At 35.9% G+C, this 16,636-nt stretch carries 14 protein-coding genes; 2 read left to right on the plus strand and 12 right to left on the minus strand.

The genetic code is table 11. The features are described from left to right. Window positions 1–63 precede the first annotated feature (63 nt). Entirely contained in the window at window positions 64–873 is an 810-nt protein-coding gene (locus tag ACZ41W_RS05075; RefSeq protein WP_464313801.1) for a nitroreductase family protein, read from the plus strand. Window positions 874–969: 96 nt separating this feature from the next. Here the strand turns inward: ACZ41W_RS05075 and ACZ41W_RS05080 are convergent, their stop codons facing one another. Both ACZ41W_RS05080 and ACZ41W_RS05085 read right to left on the minus strand, forming a co-directional pair. After that, window positions 970–3,714 (minus strand): bifunctional diguanylate cyclase/phosphodiesterase, encoded by a 2,745-nt coding sequence (locus ACZ41W_RS05080; protein WP_464313802.1) that lies wholly within the window; start codon window positions 3,712–3,714, stop codon window positions 970–972. A gap of 99 nt (window positions 3,715–3,813) precedes the next feature. Then, a complete protein-coding gene (locus ACZ41W_RS05085) occupies window positions 3,814–4,194 on the minus strand; it encodes a hypothetical protein (protein WP_464313803.1) in 381 nt (126 codons plus the stop codon). Between the two features lie 193 nt (window positions 4,195–4,387). Here ACZ41W_RS05085 and ACZ41W_RS05090 point away from each other — a divergent pair, with 193 nt between their 5' ends. Beyond that, window positions 4,388–4,837 carry a cytochrome b5 domain-containing protein gene (locus ACZ41W_RS05090; protein ID WP_464313804.1) on the plus strand — a complete coding sequence of 150 codons (450 nt, stop codon included), beginning with the start codon at window positions 4,388–4,390 and terminating at the stop codon, window positions 4,835–4,837. A gap of 15 nt (window positions 4,838–4,852) precedes the next feature. Here the strand turns inward: ACZ41W_RS05090 and ACZ41W_RS05095 are convergent, their stop codons facing one another. From ACZ41W_RS05095 to ACZ41W_RS05140, 10 genes are all read right to left on the minus strand, one after another. After that, complete coding sequence (locus tag ACZ41W_RS05095; RefSeq protein WP_464313805.1) at window positions 4,853–6,280, minus strand: peptidoglycan D,D-transpeptidase FtsI family protein; 1,428 nt, start codon at window positions 6,278–6,280, stop codon at window positions 4,853–4,855. Beyond that, window positions 6,258–7,544, minus strand: coding sequence for an FtsW/RodA/SpoVE family cell cycle protein (locus ACZ41W_RS05100; protein WP_464313806.1), 1,287 nt, complete (start codon window positions 7,542–7,544; stop codon window positions 6,258–6,260). Before ACZ41W_RS05100 ends, ACZ41W_RS05095 begins: the two co-directional genes overlap by 23 nt. Further along, complete coding sequence (locus tag ACZ41W_RS05105) at window positions 7,537–7,992, minus strand: FHA domain-containing protein (protein ID WP_464313807.1); 456 nt, start codon at window positions 7,990–7,992, stop codon at window positions 7,537–7,539. The genes ACZ41W_RS05100 and ACZ41W_RS05105 overlap by 8 nt, the downstream gene beginning before the upstream one ends. Before the next feature lie 189 nt (window positions 7,993–8,181). Next, window positions 8,182–9,231: an alpha/beta hydrolase fold domain-containing protein gene (locus ACZ41W_RS05110; RefSeq protein ID WP_464313808.1), complete on the minus strand. Its 1,050-nt coding sequence runs from the start codon at window positions 9,229–9,231 to the stop codon at window positions 8,182–8,184. 132 nt (window positions 9,232–9,363) lie between these two features. Then, window positions 9,364–10,626: a sensor histidine kinase gene (locus tag ACZ41W_RS05115; RefSeq protein ID WP_464313809.1), complete on the minus strand. Its 1,263-nt coding sequence runs from the start codon at window positions 10,624–10,626 to the stop codon at window positions 9,364–9,366. After that, the gene (locus tag ACZ41W_RS05120) at window positions 10,627–11,316 is read right to left on the minus strand and encodes a response regulator transcription factor (protein WP_464313810.1); all 690 of its coding nucleotides are present in this window, start codon (window positions 11,314–11,316) and stop codon (window positions 10,627–10,629) included. 142 nt (window positions 11,317–11,458) lie between these two features. Continuing rightward, on the minus strand, window positions 11,459–12,139 hold the full coding sequence (locus ACZ41W_RS05125; protein ID WP_464313811.1) for a hypothetical protein: 681 nt from the start codon (window positions 12,137–12,139) through the stop codon (window positions 11,459–11,461). Between the two features lie 100 nt (window positions 12,140–12,239). Continuing rightward, window positions 12,240–13,556 (minus strand): urease accessory protein UreH domain-containing protein, encoded by a 1,317-nt coding sequence (locus ACZ41W_RS05130; RefSeq protein WP_464313812.1) that lies wholly within the window; start codon window positions 13,554–13,556, stop codon window positions 12,240–12,242. 79 nt (window positions 13,557–13,635) lie between these two features. After that, entirely contained in the window at window positions 13,636–13,845 is a 210-nt protein-coding gene (locus tag ACZ41W_RS05135) for a heavy-metal-associated domain-containing protein (protein WP_464313813.1), read from the minus strand. A gap of 70 nt (window positions 13,846–13,915) precedes the next feature. Further along, entirely contained in the window at window positions 13,916–16,489 is a 2,574-nt protein-coding gene (locus tag ACZ41W_RS05140; RefSeq protein WP_464313814.1) for a heavy metal translocating P-type ATPase, read from the minus strand. Window positions 16,490–16,636 lie beyond the last annotated feature (147 nt).

A 16,636-nucleotide genomic window follows, 5' to 3' on the forward strand; every position in this document is an offset into this window, starting at 1 on the left:
CAAAAAAATAAAGTAAAGAAATATAAATTTACGACTCCCTACTATGAAAGGAACCTTTTGACTATGGATTCAAGCTTAACATTTATGGATAGCATGCGCGCTAGACGCTCAGTAAGAACTTATCAATATGAACCATTAACACCTGAAGTAAGATCACAGTTAACTGCATACCTTGCAGATATCAATCAACTAAAAGGCCCATTTGGAAATAAAGTCCGCATTGAGCTCGTTGATAAAGACGATCAAAATCAAGAGTTCAAACTCGGCACTTACGGGGTTATCAAAGGTGCGCAAACGTTTTTAGCAGTCGCATGTGAGAAAAATGATCATGCATTAGAAGATTTAGGATTTTTATTTGAAAAGGTCATTCTATTTTGTACTTCCATTGGATTGGGAACGGTATGGATCGGTGGCACCTTTAATAAAGGCAATTTTTCAAAGGCGATGAATCTCAAATCAAATGAAATTTTACCTATTGTCTCGCCAGTCGGCTACGAAAGTAGTCAAAAATCATTTTTATCAAAGCTTATGGGTGGCAACTCATCAAAACGATTTGCTTTTGAAGAAGTGTTTTTTGATACAAATTTTGAAACTGCACTCACTGAAGAAAAAGCGAATTCCTATGCAGACGTACTTGAAATGATTCGAATGGCTCCATCTGCTATGAACAAGCAACCTTGGCGAATTCTAAAAGATGGAAATACGCTTCATATGTATTCCGCAGGGAAAATAGATATGAGTCAAGTGGATATAGGCATCGCAATGTGTCATCTTTCATTATCCTCTGAAGAAAAAGGACTCGGCGGCATATTTAAAACGCTGCCTCACCCGAATCATCCAAAATTTAAATACGTCATCTCATGGACTTGTTAAGTTAGAAAAATAGAAAGATACTCCATTTCGAGTATCTTTCTGTCTTTTTTGAATTGATAGTTGTGACGATAGACTATAATCGCTCCATATCCTTCTTTACTTGATTTCTTCTTTTGTCTGGATCAATGTTTTTATAATTGACTCTTCACTCAGCGGCTTACTATAATAATATCCCTGAACCGAATCGCAATTAATATGCTTTAACCAATCCTTTTGATGTTCGGTTTCAACGCCTTCAGCTAGACATTCGATTTTCAACTTATGGGACATCAGAATAATCGATTCAATGAGCCCCTTTTGATAGTCGCCTTCAAAGTCATCGATAAACGATTTATCTATTTTAAGCTTACTAATAGGAAGTTTTCTTATATAGTTTAGTGACGAATATCCGGTTCCGAAGTCATCCAGAGCAATCTTTGCGCCTAAATGCTTTAACTCGTATAACATTTCTAAAGCTAAATCATAATCATCAATAAAAACACCCTCCGTAATCTCAAATTCTAAGTGACTTAACTGAATACCAGCTGATTCTGCGGATTTTGTAATGATACGCACTAAATTCCGGCTCCTAAATTGAATCGGCGAAATGTTAATCGCCATTACGATGTCCTTATTCATTAAGTCGACAAAATGTCTGCATGCCATACACGCTTGTTCAATAATCCATTCTCCAATTGGTATAATCAGTCCTGTCTCTTCAGCAATCGGGATAAATTCAGACGGAGGAATCATCCCTAGCTCAGGATTATTCCACCTTACCAACGCCTCATATCCAATGATTTGATCATTGTTTAATAAGTATTGTGGTTGAAAATGAAGAAACATTTCACCGTTATCAATTGCTTTTAATAAATGTCTTTCAAGGGTGGTTCGCTTGATGAGCTCCAAATTCATGGTATCATCGTAAAATTTATAATTATTTTTCCCTTGATCTTTTGCTCGATACATTGCAGTATCAGCATTTTTCATAAGTTCTTCTACACTTAGACCATGATCTGGGAAAGTTGCGATACCAACACTGAAAGAGACTTTATACAGTGTATTGCGAATAGAAAACTCCTCTTTAAATCCGCAAAAAACCGCATCAATGACTGCCATAATATCTTGATTGCTCTTTCCACCTTTTATCAGTAGCGCAAATTCATCACCGCTTAACCTTGCAACCAAAGTTTCGGAATCCATTACTCGGATGAATCTTTCGGCAATTTTTACCAATAATTCATCACCTGCCGTATGCCCCGATGTATCGTTAATCTGCTTAAAATTATCTACATCAAAAAATGCGATTGCAAACCTGCTTTGATTGCTTGTGCACTCTTCAATATTTTTTTGAACTTCCTCATAAAAGTAAACTCGATTCGGTAAATGCGTTAAAAAGTCATGATATGCCATCTCTATAATCTGATCTTCATTTAATTTTCTAAACGTAATGTCTCTTTTAGTTCCCATGATACCAATTAAATTTTGATTAACATCTCTTATAGGTGATAGCGTTTCTGTAAAGTACCTATCTTCACCCTCCAAAGTTTCTTTATAATCCATGGTCACTTTATTTTTATACTCGACTACGGACTGAAAATGCTCATGCCAAAGTGTTTTGATCCAATCATCTTCTATCAAAGTTAACATATTTTGTCCCACGCAATTGTGTGTATTTTTAAAAAATCTGCAAAAAGTTTCATTGACAGCTATTAAGGTTTGATCACAATCACAGCTATAGATCATATCATCTGAATTGTCTAATAGCGTACGATATTTTATTTCACTTAAAGCGAGTTGCTCTTTACTCATTTGTATCTCATCTAGTTGCATATGAAGTTCTTCTTCAGATGCAGCAATTTGTTCGTAAAGTGCAGTCAATTCTTGATTATTTAGAGTTAGTTTATGAATAATAGGCATTGAAATCTTTTTCGCGATAAAAAAAGATAAAAAAGATGTTAGAGATATCATTAGAATTTCAACAATTGCCAACTTATAGGTTAATTCTCTAATTTCGGTCATCACAGTTTGAGTGTTTCCTGTGACAACAATAATCCAGTTTGCATCTTTAATCATTGAATATGCCATCACCATTTTTTCATCGTCAAGTTCGTAATTACTAAGAACGGTTGAATGATAGGCTTTGTAATTTGAATTGCTTATAACATTTAAAATTTCTATATTTGTGGTCTTTTGTCCAATTTGTTCAATTTGAGGATGATAAATATAATATCCATTTTCATCGATTAGATACGCATAGCTCAGCTCAGAACCATTCAGTTTTACGCGTTCTAAACTAGTTGCCATATTTTTTGAAGGCACAGCAATTGCAATATATCCAAGTATATTTTTTTGGATTATATCAAAAATTGGATTTGTTAACATAAAAATTGGATCGCCGGTATTTCTTGAAGTAATCGTTTTACCAATAACGCCCGTTTTACTCTCAATAGTTTTTATATGGTATTCCCTATCGGATAAATCGACGCCCAACATTTTAGAATTAATATCAGCAACTATGAATCCATCGGTATTTACAACGAAAACAGATTCATAATCTGGATGTTTACTAAAATAGTCTATTAATGCCAACTCCACACTTTCATTATCAAAAAAATGCTCCGGATCTTGGAGCAACTCAAGAATATGTTGATTGCGCGTTAAATACTCCAGTGAAAGCATCTCCATATGAATCTGCTGTTCAATCACTCGTTTTTCTGATTCTAATAAGTTGATCACATTTTTTTCAATATTCTCTCGAATGATTTTATCAGTACTCTTATAAATAAACACACCTGATACAATAATAGATACATTTACTATCAGGATTAAAACAAGTGTAATTCTTATTCTAATTCGCATATGGTCACCTAACACCTATCACCTATAGTACTCGCAATTAAAAATAAACAAGCTAATCAATTTTGAAAAATACTGAGGACATCTACTTCAGATAAATTTCTAAATAAACAACCAAGGTTTTAAATAATGGATCAAAAATGCAAGGAGAATGAATATGCCAATTATTCGATGCATCCATGCAAGATTTTTAATGTGTTTCTTTTTATAAATAAAGCCCACTACGCCATTTGCGAGTAATAGCATGAGTAAAAGCGAGCCAGTGTGAAACATCAACTTACCACCAAGTTTCAAGTATCCATGTAACGCGCCAGATAAAATAAGTGCACCTCCAACAATGGGATGCAATTTTCTTCCGTTTTTAATCAAGTCATTGAACCGTTTATTCTTCCCTTTTACATATCGCTTATTTATCTCTAAAACGACTGGAAAACTTAACAAAACGACCAATAATGTGACATTGAGTAATGAATGTAAATTCATAATGACCTCCTTAGATTGTTAACAAATTAATACCCTCTTTTAGGTACCTCATTCAATGAAGAAAATTGGTCGGCTTATATTGAGAAACATTATCAATTATTCGAACAAAATCCGATTCGTTTGGATTTGTTCGGGTATAAAATTTTCATAACAACGAAAACTTATTATGACCTAGAAGGGAGATATGAAACATATGGCATTAAAAAAAAGAATGACTCATACATCAAGAATGACTCATACATCAAGAATGACTCATACATCTAAATTGAAAAATTACACATTAAAAATGCTCATGATTATGAGTTTGATCATTCTCATTGGGATTTTTACAGTTGCTTGCAGTACGGATTCAAAAAAAGAAACAGCGACTGAGAACACCTCAGTCACTGCAACAGATACAGAATCACTTCCTATATTTACAGCTGAAGACCTTGCTAAATACAATGGTAAAGAGGGCAACCCAGCCTACGTTGCCTATGAAGGTAAAGTATACGACGTAACCAATATCAAGGCATGGAAAGGTGGTATTCATCAAAATGAGTTTGAAGCGGGTAAAGATTATACTGACATTCTCAATAATAAAGCGCCTCATTCAGCAGATAATTTAACAGATAACGCCCCAGTCGTTGGTATCTACGAATAGTTATGTGCTGACTATTTATTGACCATTGATCCACTGATTGATCAGTTTCCGAGCAATTGGAGCAGCAACCTGTCCGCCTTCTGCTTCTTGATTTTCTAAGATGACCGCAATTGCGATTTCTGGATCGTCAGCAGGTGCAAAACCTATAAACCAAGCATGATTCAATCCATTCCCTTGAATGGATTTTTCATTTTGAGCAGTCCCTGTTTTTCCCGCCACTACGATGTCGTTAAGCGCTGCTTTTCTTCCAGTTCCACTCTTCACCACTTCAACCATCATCTCTTTAACGCTGTTTGCAGTCGTCTGATCCGTCCATTCATATAATTCATGTGTCATTGTACTAGTTAAAATGAGGCCATTTTTATCTGTCACACTTTTAACAAGATAGGGTTTCATGATGATGCCTTCATTTGCAATTCCTGAACAAATCATCGCCATCTGAAGAGGTGTCACGAGAAGTTTCCCCTGTCCGATGGTTGTTGCAGCATATTCCGTTTTACTCGTGATGTCTTCACTTGTTTTACTCTTACTCATGGGAATATCAAAATCAAATGTTTGATTCATTCCGGATAATTTCGAAGTCTCAATAAAACGCTCTGAATCAAGCTCTTTTGAGAGTTCTGAAAAATAGACATTACTTGAAACCGTCAAAGCCTCTGTAAGGCCAATGTCTCCATAGGCTTTACTTCCTGCATTGGAAAACGTCTTACCATCTATTACTGTACTACCATTATCTGTCACTATAAAATTGGATAAATCTTCTTCAATCGCTGCAACTGCCGTCACCACTTTAAATGTCGAACCCGGTGGGTAAAGCCCCATAACAGCTCTTGGAAGTAGCGGGCTATTTTCATTTGTAGAAAGTTCTTCCCAACTTTCTTCAAGTGCAGCTTGATTCGGATTATAATCAGGTGTGCTCACCATCGCAAGAATTTCGCCTGTATTAGGATCTATGGCAACAACTGCGCCCCTCTTATCCCCCAGTAGTTCACGCGCACGAGCTTGAAGTGCATGATCAATCGTAAGTACAAGATTATTTCCGGTTTTTTCCTCACCTTTAATCAAACTCACTGTATTCCCAACCAATCCAAGTGCATTGTTCCCCAGAAGTGTATCGTTATACTGAGCTTCTAAAAGTGTTTTTCCAAATCGATCGTTGCTATAACCAATCACGTGAGCGTAAAGTTTTTTATAAGGATATTGACGAATGGACTGCCCATTTTCAAAATTTGTCGTCGCAAGGGGTTCACCATTACGATCGAGAATTTGACCACGAATAATGCCCTCTTCGTGTGCTTTTAGCCTTCTATTGTAATTATTCGCCATGATGTCGTCTTTTCCATAAAGTTCAAAGTAACTCATGTAGACAACCAAACCTAAAAAGAGTATGTTGATCACGATGAAAATGTGTAAAATTCGACTATTGATGGTGGATTTTTTCATCGCTTAACACCTCCCCTTTTAATACTGCGCCTGAAAGTGCTTGTAAAAATCCCAAAATCATAAAACTAGAGATGAGAGATGAGCCTCCATAACTGACAAAGGGAAGTGTTATTCCCGTGAGCGGAATGAGCTTTGTCACACCGCCTACGATTAGAAATGTCTGAAAACCAAGAGTGATAGTAAGTCCAAATGCCAATGCTTTTGTAAACGACTCTCTCAATAACAAACAAATTTTGATTCCACGATAAACAAGTAGAACAAACAAGAAGATGAGTGCAATGCCTCCGAAAATCCCCATTTCTTCACAAATTGCCGAGAAAATAAAATCTGTCTCAACATTTGGAATAAAATGTGGATACCCCAATCTTAATCCCGTCCCAAAATAGCTGCCACTTCCTATTGCAAATAGAGATTGAGTAATTTGATACCCTTTACCTGCTACATCGGCAAAAGGATTGAGCCAACTTTCTACGCGTACTTGTAAATGTGGCATAATCTTTAATGCTATATAAGCTGCAGCACTTGCTATAGCCGTATTCATCAGTACAAATAAAAGCGCTTTTTCAAATACATACAACATGGATAAGTACACCATGAAAATCAATAACGCCGTTCCAAATTCCCGTTGCAAAACAAAAAATCCCATGATAACAAATACCATGAACATGAGACTCCATTTAGCAGAGATATTTTTTCCAAATAGTCTAATTTCTAGCACCTCTGGATTGGCTACAAAAGAAGCCATAAAGAAGACAAATAGAATTTTAATAAATTCCGAAGGTTGAATGGATACTTTGCCAAGCACTATCCAGTTTTTAGCTCCATTAATTCTCGATCCAATCACTAAAGTTGCTATAAATAGAATTATCATCAATCCGTAATACAGCCAAATGGAACGAAACTTTCTTGAAAAATAGGGATAAATTAAACTGATGAAGATAAATAGACACATCCCCATAAGAAACCAAATAAATTGCTTCGTCCCCACTGATTCAGACAATCTGACCTGCATCGCTAAGCCCATACTTAAAATCATGGCAATAATAAGCGAGAGATACGTATCACCCTTTTGAACTTTTTTTATCACAAAGTACATAAAATAAGTCAATAGGATCTTAGAAGCCCCCATGATCATGATGTGTTGATTAAAAATCCCCTGATTCATGGATAGCAAACCAAAGAGGATGAGATCGACGAGTGCCACTAAGTAGATTGGAAATCTCAGTTTCTCTTTATGAGAGTTGATATCGACGAATTTATCCATAATACTTCCCACCTTCAGAAAAAACCAACTTGCTCATTCCCATGAGGATTTCATCGCCTTCTTTTAATAAAACGGGATTCAATAGTCTAACGTCGTTGATATATGTGCCGTTGACACTTCCGAGATCCGTCAATGTAAACCCTAGATGCGTCCGGTCAATTTGAACATGACGTGATGATACATGCGGATCAGAAAGCACGATCCCACAATCAAGCGCACGTCCAATAATAGTGGTTAGATGGGTTAAAGGAAAAATCTCTGTGCCAGTCTGTTTTTCAGCGGACTCTAATGAAGACATCAATATTAAATGAGGACTTGTTACCTTTGCATCTTCCCACATAGTCATAGATTTTATGTCTCGATAAATTAATTTTGCTATTCGAAAAATGAATACATAAATGATAAATGTTAAAACATATTTTGTGGACATTGCGATTATTTCATACATAGCTTCACCTCATTAAGAACCGTTCTAGTATGATTATAGCATACGAGAGGTGTTTAACGGACATACTTTTCAAGTTTAACGAAGTGTGTTAACGTCATCTAAGTATTTAAAGTTAAACTAGGTACAACTGTACAAAAAAACCACCATATGAAATGCATATGATGGTTTTGGATAAATTGACGCTTTGCCTTATTTTAAATACTGATCTAAAAATTCAAATACTTTGTCCAAATTTGAAGTTGCAGTAAACTCTTCAGTACCATGGCCTGCTCCATCTAACAACTCCAATTTCACATTTTCTTCACCAATTGCTGTTTTTAATGCAGCAGCAAAGTCAATGGATTGTTGTGATGGCACATTTGAATCAGCCGTACCGTGTTGAATATAGAACTTTGGAGCATTTGTTAAATCCATTGTTTCAATATAAGTTTCTGGATTTGCTTTTAAGGTAAGCTCTGGATCATTGGTAATTAACTGACCAATATATTGACTTTCTGGAGAGCTTTCACTGCTTGTTTTTCCAAACTTTGGAGTAATTCCAGCAGCAGCAAACTGTTCATCCATTTTCAAGAAGTTCAATGGACCAAACCAATCAATTACAACTTGAACAGTTGAATCAAACTCTAAATTTTCAACATTGTCTCCATTGAGTTCGTCAACATTCCCACTCGTACCAACCATTGCAGCTAAATTTCCACCTGCACTATCACCCCATACAGCGATTTTATCTGGATTTATATGATAAGTCGTTGCATTTGCCTTAATAAATCGAATTGCCGCTTTACAATCATTCACTGCTGCTGGAAAAATTGCTTCTCCTGATAATCGATAATTTATACTCACCACTGCATATCCTCTATTGACACCTTCTAACATCGCAGCTACGTCACCACCTGTTGCATTTCCCATTTTAAATGCTCCACCATGAATTGCAATAATAACCGGAAATGGTCCTTCTCCTTCACTTGGTAAGTAAACATTTAATGTCTGCGTACTAGAAACTGTTCCGTATGGGACATCGGTGAATTGTCGACTAATTAAAGCTGTATTTGCACTTTCATTTCCAAGTCCACCGCTTGATGTTTTTGCTTCCTTTGTTTCCTTTGAAGATTCACTTGAATCAGTGGTTGACACGGTTACATCTGTACTTGATTGATTCGTTGTCGTTGTATTTCCACACGCTGTCAAACTAAACACGACTAAACTCATCAAAAAAATGACCATCGTTTTTTTCATCATATTCATTTGCCTCACTTTCTAAATCACACTTTTGTGTTTGCGAAAACTTCTTATCTTCATGATAAAAAAACATCATGGCATAAAAATGGCAAAATCATGAAACAAATGTAAAATCCACTTTGCACAATTTGGTTAATGCGCTCTTTTAATCGTAAAACTAAAAACTGACCCTTTACCTAAATGGCTATTTACAGAGATTTTTTCACCAAGCTCTTCAAGAATCGTCTTTGCAATTGCCAGTCCAAGCCCAGTTCCTGAGGTGTTTTGTGGCTGTTCTGTCTTGTAAAATCGTTCAAATATATAGGGGAGTGATGCCTCTTCAATACCAATCCCCGTGTCAATGACTTTGATGATTACTTTTTTATGCTTTACCATTGAATCAATTGTAATTTTACCAGAGGCATTCGTAAACTTGATTGCATTGTCCATCAAAATATTTAACACTTGTATGATCCTCTCTCGATTGGTTTCAAGTAGAGGTAGATTAAGTGTTTGATCCGTTATTTCAAATTCAATTCCAACTTCTTTCATGACAAAGTCATATTTTAACTTAACATGCTCAAGGATTGTATTTATATCTATGGTATCTGTTTTATATGCCCCCTTTCCACTTTGTAATTTAGACAATTCTAGCATATCTGTAATCATTTTCTGTAAATGATTGCTTTCCGATAAAATAATCGAGTAGTATCTTTCTTTCGTTTCATCATCGTTAACAATGTCATCTAGTAACGTTTCAGTCAATGCTTTTATAGATGTTAATGGCGATTTCAATTCATGACTTATATTTGCGATATAATTTCTACGCATTTGCTCAAGCGATTTATTTTCTTGAAAATATTTATAGATTAAAATCCCGATTATCAACATTCCCATCATAAATGTGATAAAAAAAATCCAGTAAAATCCGCTCAGAATAGCGTTAAAATCACTGGCAGGCTTTATGAGAAAAGCCGCACCAATAATGACACGATTCTTAGTGATGGGTTTTCCTATGACAACCGAAGCCCCTTCTTGTTGCTCAATTTTTTTGATTGACGCGAGCGGATTGCCTGAAATCACTTTAGGCAAATAATTGCTTAAAAATGTGTCAATATTTCCTTCGTCCACTTCAAGTTGTGCTTTCGACTCTTCTTTAAAGACGTCCATTTTATTGCCATATACGTCATATGCGATCAAAATAATGTCGCTATTTTTTGAAATCTCGAGGTTTCCATTGGCGATTTCAGTAACAAAATAGTCGAGTCTTGGAGAAAGCTCTTTTATTTTATATTGAATAAAAAACGACTTGATGGCAAAGGTTCCAAGTACTTGAGATGCAATGTAACATATTGAAATTACGATGAATAGGATCTTTTTATTTAAAACAAATCGATTGATTGAATGTATGCGCACTTAAACCTCCATTTTGTAACCTATTCCATAGACAGATTTTATCTCAAACCCCAGCTCATAGGGTTGTAATTTTAATCTTAACCTTTTTATAAGAGTGTCTACAGCTCGAGTGTCACCATAATAATCGTACCCCCACACTTGATTTAAAATTTGTTCTCTTGATAATACTTTGTTTTGATATTTAGAAAAGCAAATGAGAATTTCAATTTCTTTCGGTGTTAAATCGATTTTTTGCTCATTAATTGTAACTTCATAACCATCCACTTGAATGGTCATCTTACCAACAAAGATTAAATTTGAATCATTTTCATTCATACTTTTATTTGTTCTATTAAGAAGTTTTTTAATTCTAACCGCCATTTCTCTTGGTGAAAATGGTTTCGTGACATAATCATCTGCTCCGATCTCAAGTCCTAATATTCGATCAAACTCTTCATTTTTTGCACTTAACATGATAATGGGAATTTCACTCACTTTTCGAATTTCTCGACAGACTTCAATTCCATCAAGTCCTGGCATCATAATGTCTAGGACAACTAAACTAAACGACTTATCTCGAATCCATTTTAAAGCGTCTATCCCGTTATAAACTGAAACAATCTCTGTCACATCATTCTTTAGATACATACTCAAGCTTTCATGTACTGCAATATTATCATCACATATTAATATTTTTATCTTCTTCGTCATTTTTGTCCCGCCAGTCTAGTGATTATTTTTTCTTATTGCTGCAGATTTACTTGATTCTTACCCTTGAACGGTGATAAACATTCAACTAAATCCATAAAAAAATCCTCCTTAATTTGAAGGAGGATTTCATTATGAACATGATTTACTTAAGATTATATGGTTTTAGAAACTTATAAACAAGAACTTCTTTTCCCTGTTCATTCTTAATTTCAACTTGAGCGTATTTCCAACTTGCTATTTTGGTTGGATCTAAACCCGCATCTATAAAGGGTTTAGGTTCGAGCACAAACACAATATCAAGTTCGTTGGTGTCCATGTTTTTTGCCCATTCAAACATATTTCCATTACCTAACTTAATGCCATAGTGATCAAGTGCTTCATGATACCCTATTAAATCGCGATACGCTTTTACGATTGCATTAAATGTATCTATTGGTTTAGATAAAGAAGCTTCATCGAACGATGTATTTCCTACATCAAAATGCAATTGCAAAGTATTTTTACTGGCATCGTAAATATATTGATCATTTTCAAGTCGTGTTACATCAAGACCCGCGTCAATAAAAGGAGTGGCATCTATTTCAACAACAAAGTCTGAATACTCTTTACTACTAAAATCCTGACTCCATATAAAGCGTTCATTTTCAGGTGAGTTCAGCGACCAACTATTTAGTGCTTCATCCAAAATCACACGATTCGAATCCACCTTTAAGACAGCATCAAATGTTGTTACAGCTGTTTTACCAACGACATCTAAGGACTGACACCCAATTGAAAATGATGCCACCATCAATAGCATCAACATGACATAAATTCTTTTCATGACTCACCTCTTTCTTCTTTCAATTAACTTGCATCATAACAAAATCAGATTGCTCATTTTAATTTAACGAAGTCATCGTGATTAAATAAAATGATTCTATTTATTCAATGACTTGAAATTGACTATTGATCATCCCCATCCAACAACTAAAAGGAAAACTCCCTGTTTGAGTTGGTGTGAACTCGATCCAATTATCCCCTACAGATAATTGTTTCTCAATATCAAACTCAGGTATTAAAACAACATCATTACACCCATTCAAATTTTGCTCACTTACTTTAAAATTAACTCTCGCTGGAATGTTATTTTTTAATACAAATTCAGGATAATTTCTAGATTGAACCAAAACTGTGACTATTTGTACGCCATTTTCAATTACGATTTCAGTATCAGTTGCGTCAACATTTTCTTGAATTGAAGGAATAGTTACTCCACTTATGATAAAACCACGTTGTAATAGAACTGCTCCCAAAATAACAATAATAACAGCGCTTGTTTTCATCATTTTTTGAGTAGATTTCTTACTTATCAAAGTTCCTAGAACCCCAAATCCGAACATTAAAGGAACAGTTCCAAGACTAAATGCTAGCATTGACAATCCTCCTGTCAAAGCACTACCTGTTCCCAAAGCATAGATTTGCATCGTTTGAAGAGGTCCGCAAGGCATTAACCCATTGAGTAATCCCACGACAAAAGGGCCTCTCTTTTCATCTCTTCCCAAAAAAATCATTCTAAGCCTAGGAGGAAAATGAATGTTAATTTTACTAAATTTCGGAAAAATATGAAGCATCTTAATGCCCATTAAAATCATCATTATACCTGCAACAATGGATATCGAGCCTTTAAAATGGCCAGATAAGGAAACTGCAGATCCTACTCCTCCAACTAATGCACCAATTATTGTATAAGAAATCACTCGACCAATATTATAAAGAAGACTTCTTTGATACGTATGTTGAGATGATTTCACAGGCAACGGCTGAATACATTGTGATAAATTAATACCACCACACATGGCAATACAATGCATAGAAGTTAATAAACCAACGACAAAAAGCATCCCATAACCGAAGGTAGATTGAACTTTCAACTCGCTGTCTAAAATTTCTACCCTAGAAATCAAGAGGTAAGCACCCATCACAAGAATCAACATTCCAGCGAACTGTAATAAAGTGTATTTTTTATTATCACTTTGCGCCTTTAATTCGCTAACTTCATAACCAGTTTCACTCAAAATTTTTACAATGGAAGACAGAGTCGTCTCTTCAGAATCATAAACAATTTCAAGAATTTGAGTCCGGTAACTCACTGAAACTGTGAAAATTCCCTTGCAGTGAATCAGTGCATTATAAATCACTTTCTCACAGTTCACACAAGTCATATTTTTGACGATAAAACTCACACTGTTTTTTTCCATTTCTCCTCCATGAGTCTATCAAGCTCAACAACCATTAATTTTACAGATTGAATCTACAACAGATGCTCTCATCAACTACTTACTGAATCTCAGTTACATCGTAACCCGCATCGTCTATGACTTCTATTAGTACTTCATTCGTAATTTCTTGATTGGATTGCAAGACTACTCTTTTTTCTTCCAAATTCACAGTTACATCAGTAACACCATCGATACTTCCAAGTGCATTTTTTACTCTTTGAACACAGTGTCCACACGACATTCCCGTTACATAAATTGTTTTTGTCATACTGATACCTCTTTCTTTTTTTATTTTTTGTATTTTTCATTTTTTTATCAATTTCTTTTTACTTAAAGCATTACTGATTATATGTGTTGTTTCCTATAACCGTTACTCTTATATCCGTTTTTGAGCTTGTGTCCATTTTTGAGCTCGTGTCAGCTTTTTCGACTGACGCCTTTCTTTCATATGGTCTAAATCTCTTGAGTCTGAGTGCATTGGTTAACACAGATACCGAACTAAACGACATTGCTGCTGCAGCTAAAATTGGATTTAGCTTTGGACCACCAAATGCATAAAGGAGACCAGCTGCTATTGGTATACCTGCGACATTGTACGCAAATGCCCAAAAAAGATTTTGTTTAATATTTCGAATGGTACTTTTGCTGAGTTTAATCGCCGTTGGAACATCCATCAAATCACTTCGCATTAAGACGATATCAGCTGATTCCATCGCCACATCTGTTCCATTTCCAATGGCAATACCGATATCTGCTTGGGCAAGTGCAGGCGCGTCGTTGATTCCATCTCCTACCATCGCAACCTTTTTCCCATCAGCTTGAAGTTTCCTCACTTCATTTGCTTTATCTTGAGGGAGCACTTCTGAAAGAACTCGGTCAATCCCAACTTGTTTTGCTATAGCATTTGCAGTCTGGTGATTATCTCCAGTGATCATCAACGCTTCAATGCCCATTTCGTGTAATAGTTTAATTGCTTCAACACTGGATGGTTTAATCACATCTGCAACTGCAATTAAACCTTTTAACTTTCCGTCAATCGCAGCATACATCGGCGTTTTACCTTCATTTGCCAATCGCTCTGCATGTTCGATGAATCCTTCAATTTCGATATTTTGACTGTTCATCAGTTTTCTATTTCCCAAATGAACGACTTGTTTGTCTATTGTAACTTGAATTCCATGACCAGGGATTGCCAGAAAACTTTCACTATTTTTTAATACCAACCCCAATGACTGGGCACTTTTAACGATTGCCTCACCTAGGGGGTGTTCTGATCCCTTTTCAGCTGAAGCCGCAATTACCAAAAGTTCCGCACTTGTCAAAGGTTCTTCAACAATCAAATCGGTCACTTGAGGTTTACCTTCAGTAATAGTGCCTGTTTTATCAAATACAATGGTTCGAATCTTATGGGCAACTTCAAGCGCTTCCCCACTTTTTATCAATACGCCATTTTCAGCACCTTTTCCTGTCCCAACCATAATGGCCGTCGGTGTCGCAAGTCCAAGTGCACATGGACATGCAATTACGAGTACAGAGATGAAGATAGTGAGCGAAAAGACTTCTGATTCACCACTGATATACCAAAGAAGAGATGCTAATACCGCAATTACAAAAACCACTGGTACAAAGAACCCAGAAACAACATCGGCTAAGTGTGCAATAGGCGCTTTTGTTCCTTGAGCCTCTTCAACGAGTTTGATAATCTGTGCTAGAGCAGTGTCAGCCCCTACGCGTGTTGCTTTAAAGTGAATCAAACCATTTTTGTTAATACTTGCTCCAATTACTGAATCCCCTACATTTTTCTCCACCGGAATACTCTCTCCGGTAATCATAGATTCATCAATTGAAGTACTTCCAAAAATAATTTCTCCATCTACTGGTATTTTTGCGCCTGGTTTAACGACAATCCGATCACCGACTTCAACTTCATCGATAGGAATTTCAATTTCTTGATCACCATTTAAGATAAGAGCCGTTTTTGGACTTAGTCCCATCAATTTTTTAATTGCTTCAGATGTTCGTCCCTTTGATACTGCTTCTAAAGTCTTTCCTAATAAAATCAAAGTAATGATCACACCAGCGGTTTCAAAGTAGAGATCCTCTACATGATGAAATTCTCCAATTGTGATTCTATATATAGAAAAGAGACTATAAAAAACTGCTGCCGAGGTTCCCATGGCCACGAGTGAATCCATATTCGGACGTCTACGCCATATCGCCGAGAAGCCAACCGTATAAAATCGATAACCCGCAACCAAAACCGGTATGACTAAGATCAGTTCAACTAACGCATAAATTAATGGATAGTCCATTGGAGATAGTATAGAGGGTAAAGGCCACCCTAACATACCACCCATTGCGATGTAAAAAAGAGGTATAGAGAAGACAAGTGCGATGATAAATTTGCTCCACATCACTTGAATTTCTTTTTCTTTTCTAGACGGCTCTCGATCTACTTGATTTGAATTATCTACTTCTAATGGATGATAACCGGATTTGATAATAGCCTGCTTGATTTCTGATAATCTCACTTCACCAGAATGATATTGTATTCTCAATTTTTCAGACGCGTAATTCACATTTGCCGTTTCAACGCCGGGTAGCTTTTTTGTTGCACGCTCAATTGCAACTGCACACGCTGAACAAGTCATCCCTTCAATTGGGATGATCACTTCTTTGATGGGGTGACCTTTAAATGTTTGATCTTCAATAATTTGGTAACCCGCTTTCTCAACTTTTTGCTTTATATCTTCCATTTGTACTTGTTCTTCTTCAAATGTGACACTCAACTTTTCTGTGGCATAATTAACAGTAACATCAGAAGTTCCAGGCAGTTTAGACACCGCTCTTTCAACTGCTGATGCGCAAGCAGAACATGTCATGCCACCGATATTTATTTGAACCGTTTTCATCATCTGTCACCTCTCTTATAATCTCATTATACCCCCTAGGGGTATAAAATCAACAATTATTTTCTTCCACTTTATATAATAAGATTCTAAATTTTAATTCTTTGCTTGCTAATTTAAATAAACCTGAGTAAGAAGCAGCGTTTTATA

It is taken from the genome of Fusibacter fontis (genome assembly GCF_055378735.1).

What these genes read in the sequence shown, in the direction of transcription:
- ACZ41W_RS05075 (WP_464313801.1), top strand. Translation starts at nt 64, where the DNA reads ATGGATTCAAGCTTAACATTTATGGATAGCATGCGCGCTAGACGCTCA.
- ACZ41W_RS05080 (WP_464313802.1), bottom strand. Translation starts at nt 3,714, where the DNA reads ATGCGAATTAGAATAAGAATTACACTTGTTTTAATCCTGATAGTAAAT.
- ACZ41W_RS05085 (WP_464313803.1), bottom strand. Translation starts at nt 4,194, where the DNA reads ATGAATTTACATTCATTACTCAATGTCACATTATTGGTCGTTTTGTTA.
- ACZ41W_RS05090 (WP_464313804.1), top strand. Translation starts at nt 4,388, where the DNA reads ATGGCATTAAAAAAAAGAATGACTCATACATCAAGAATGACTCATACA.
- ACZ41W_RS05095 (WP_464313805.1), bottom strand. Translation starts at nt 6,280, where the DNA reads ATGAAAAAATCCACCATCAATAGTCGAATTTTACACATTTTCATCGTG.
- ACZ41W_RS05100 (WP_464313806.1), bottom strand. Translation starts at nt 7,544, where the DNA reads ATGGATAAATTCGTCGATATCAACTCTCATAAAGAGAAACTGAGATTT.
- ACZ41W_RS05105 (WP_464313807.1), bottom strand. Translation starts at nt 7,992, where the DNA reads ATGTATGAAATAATCGCAATGTCCACAAAATATGTTTTAACATTTATC.
- ACZ41W_RS05110 (WP_464313808.1), bottom strand. Translation starts at nt 9,231, where the DNA reads ATGATGAAAAAAACGATGGTCATTTTTTTGATGAGTTTAGTCGTGTTT.
- ACZ41W_RS05120 (WP_464313810.1), bottom strand. Translation starts at nt 11,316, where the DNA reads ATGACGAAGAAGATAAAAATATTAATATGTGATGATAATATTGCAGTA.
- ACZ41W_RS05125 (WP_464313811.1), bottom strand. Translation starts at nt 12,139, where the DNA reads ATGAAAAGAATTTATGTCATGTTGATGCTATTGATGGTGGCATCATTT.
- ACZ41W_RS05130 (WP_464313812.1), bottom strand. Translation starts at nt 13,556, where the DNA reads ATGGAAAAAAACAGTGTGAGTTTTATCGTCAAAAATATGACTTGTGTG.
- ACZ41W_RS05135 (WP_464313813.1), bottom strand. Translation starts at nt 13,845, where the DNA reads ATGACAAAAACAATTTATGTAACGGGAATGTCGTGTGGACACTGTGTT.
- ACZ41W_RS05140 (WP_464313814.1), bottom strand. Translation starts at nt 16,489, where the DNA reads ATGAAAACGGTTCAAATAAATATCGGTGGCATGACATGTTCTGCTTGC.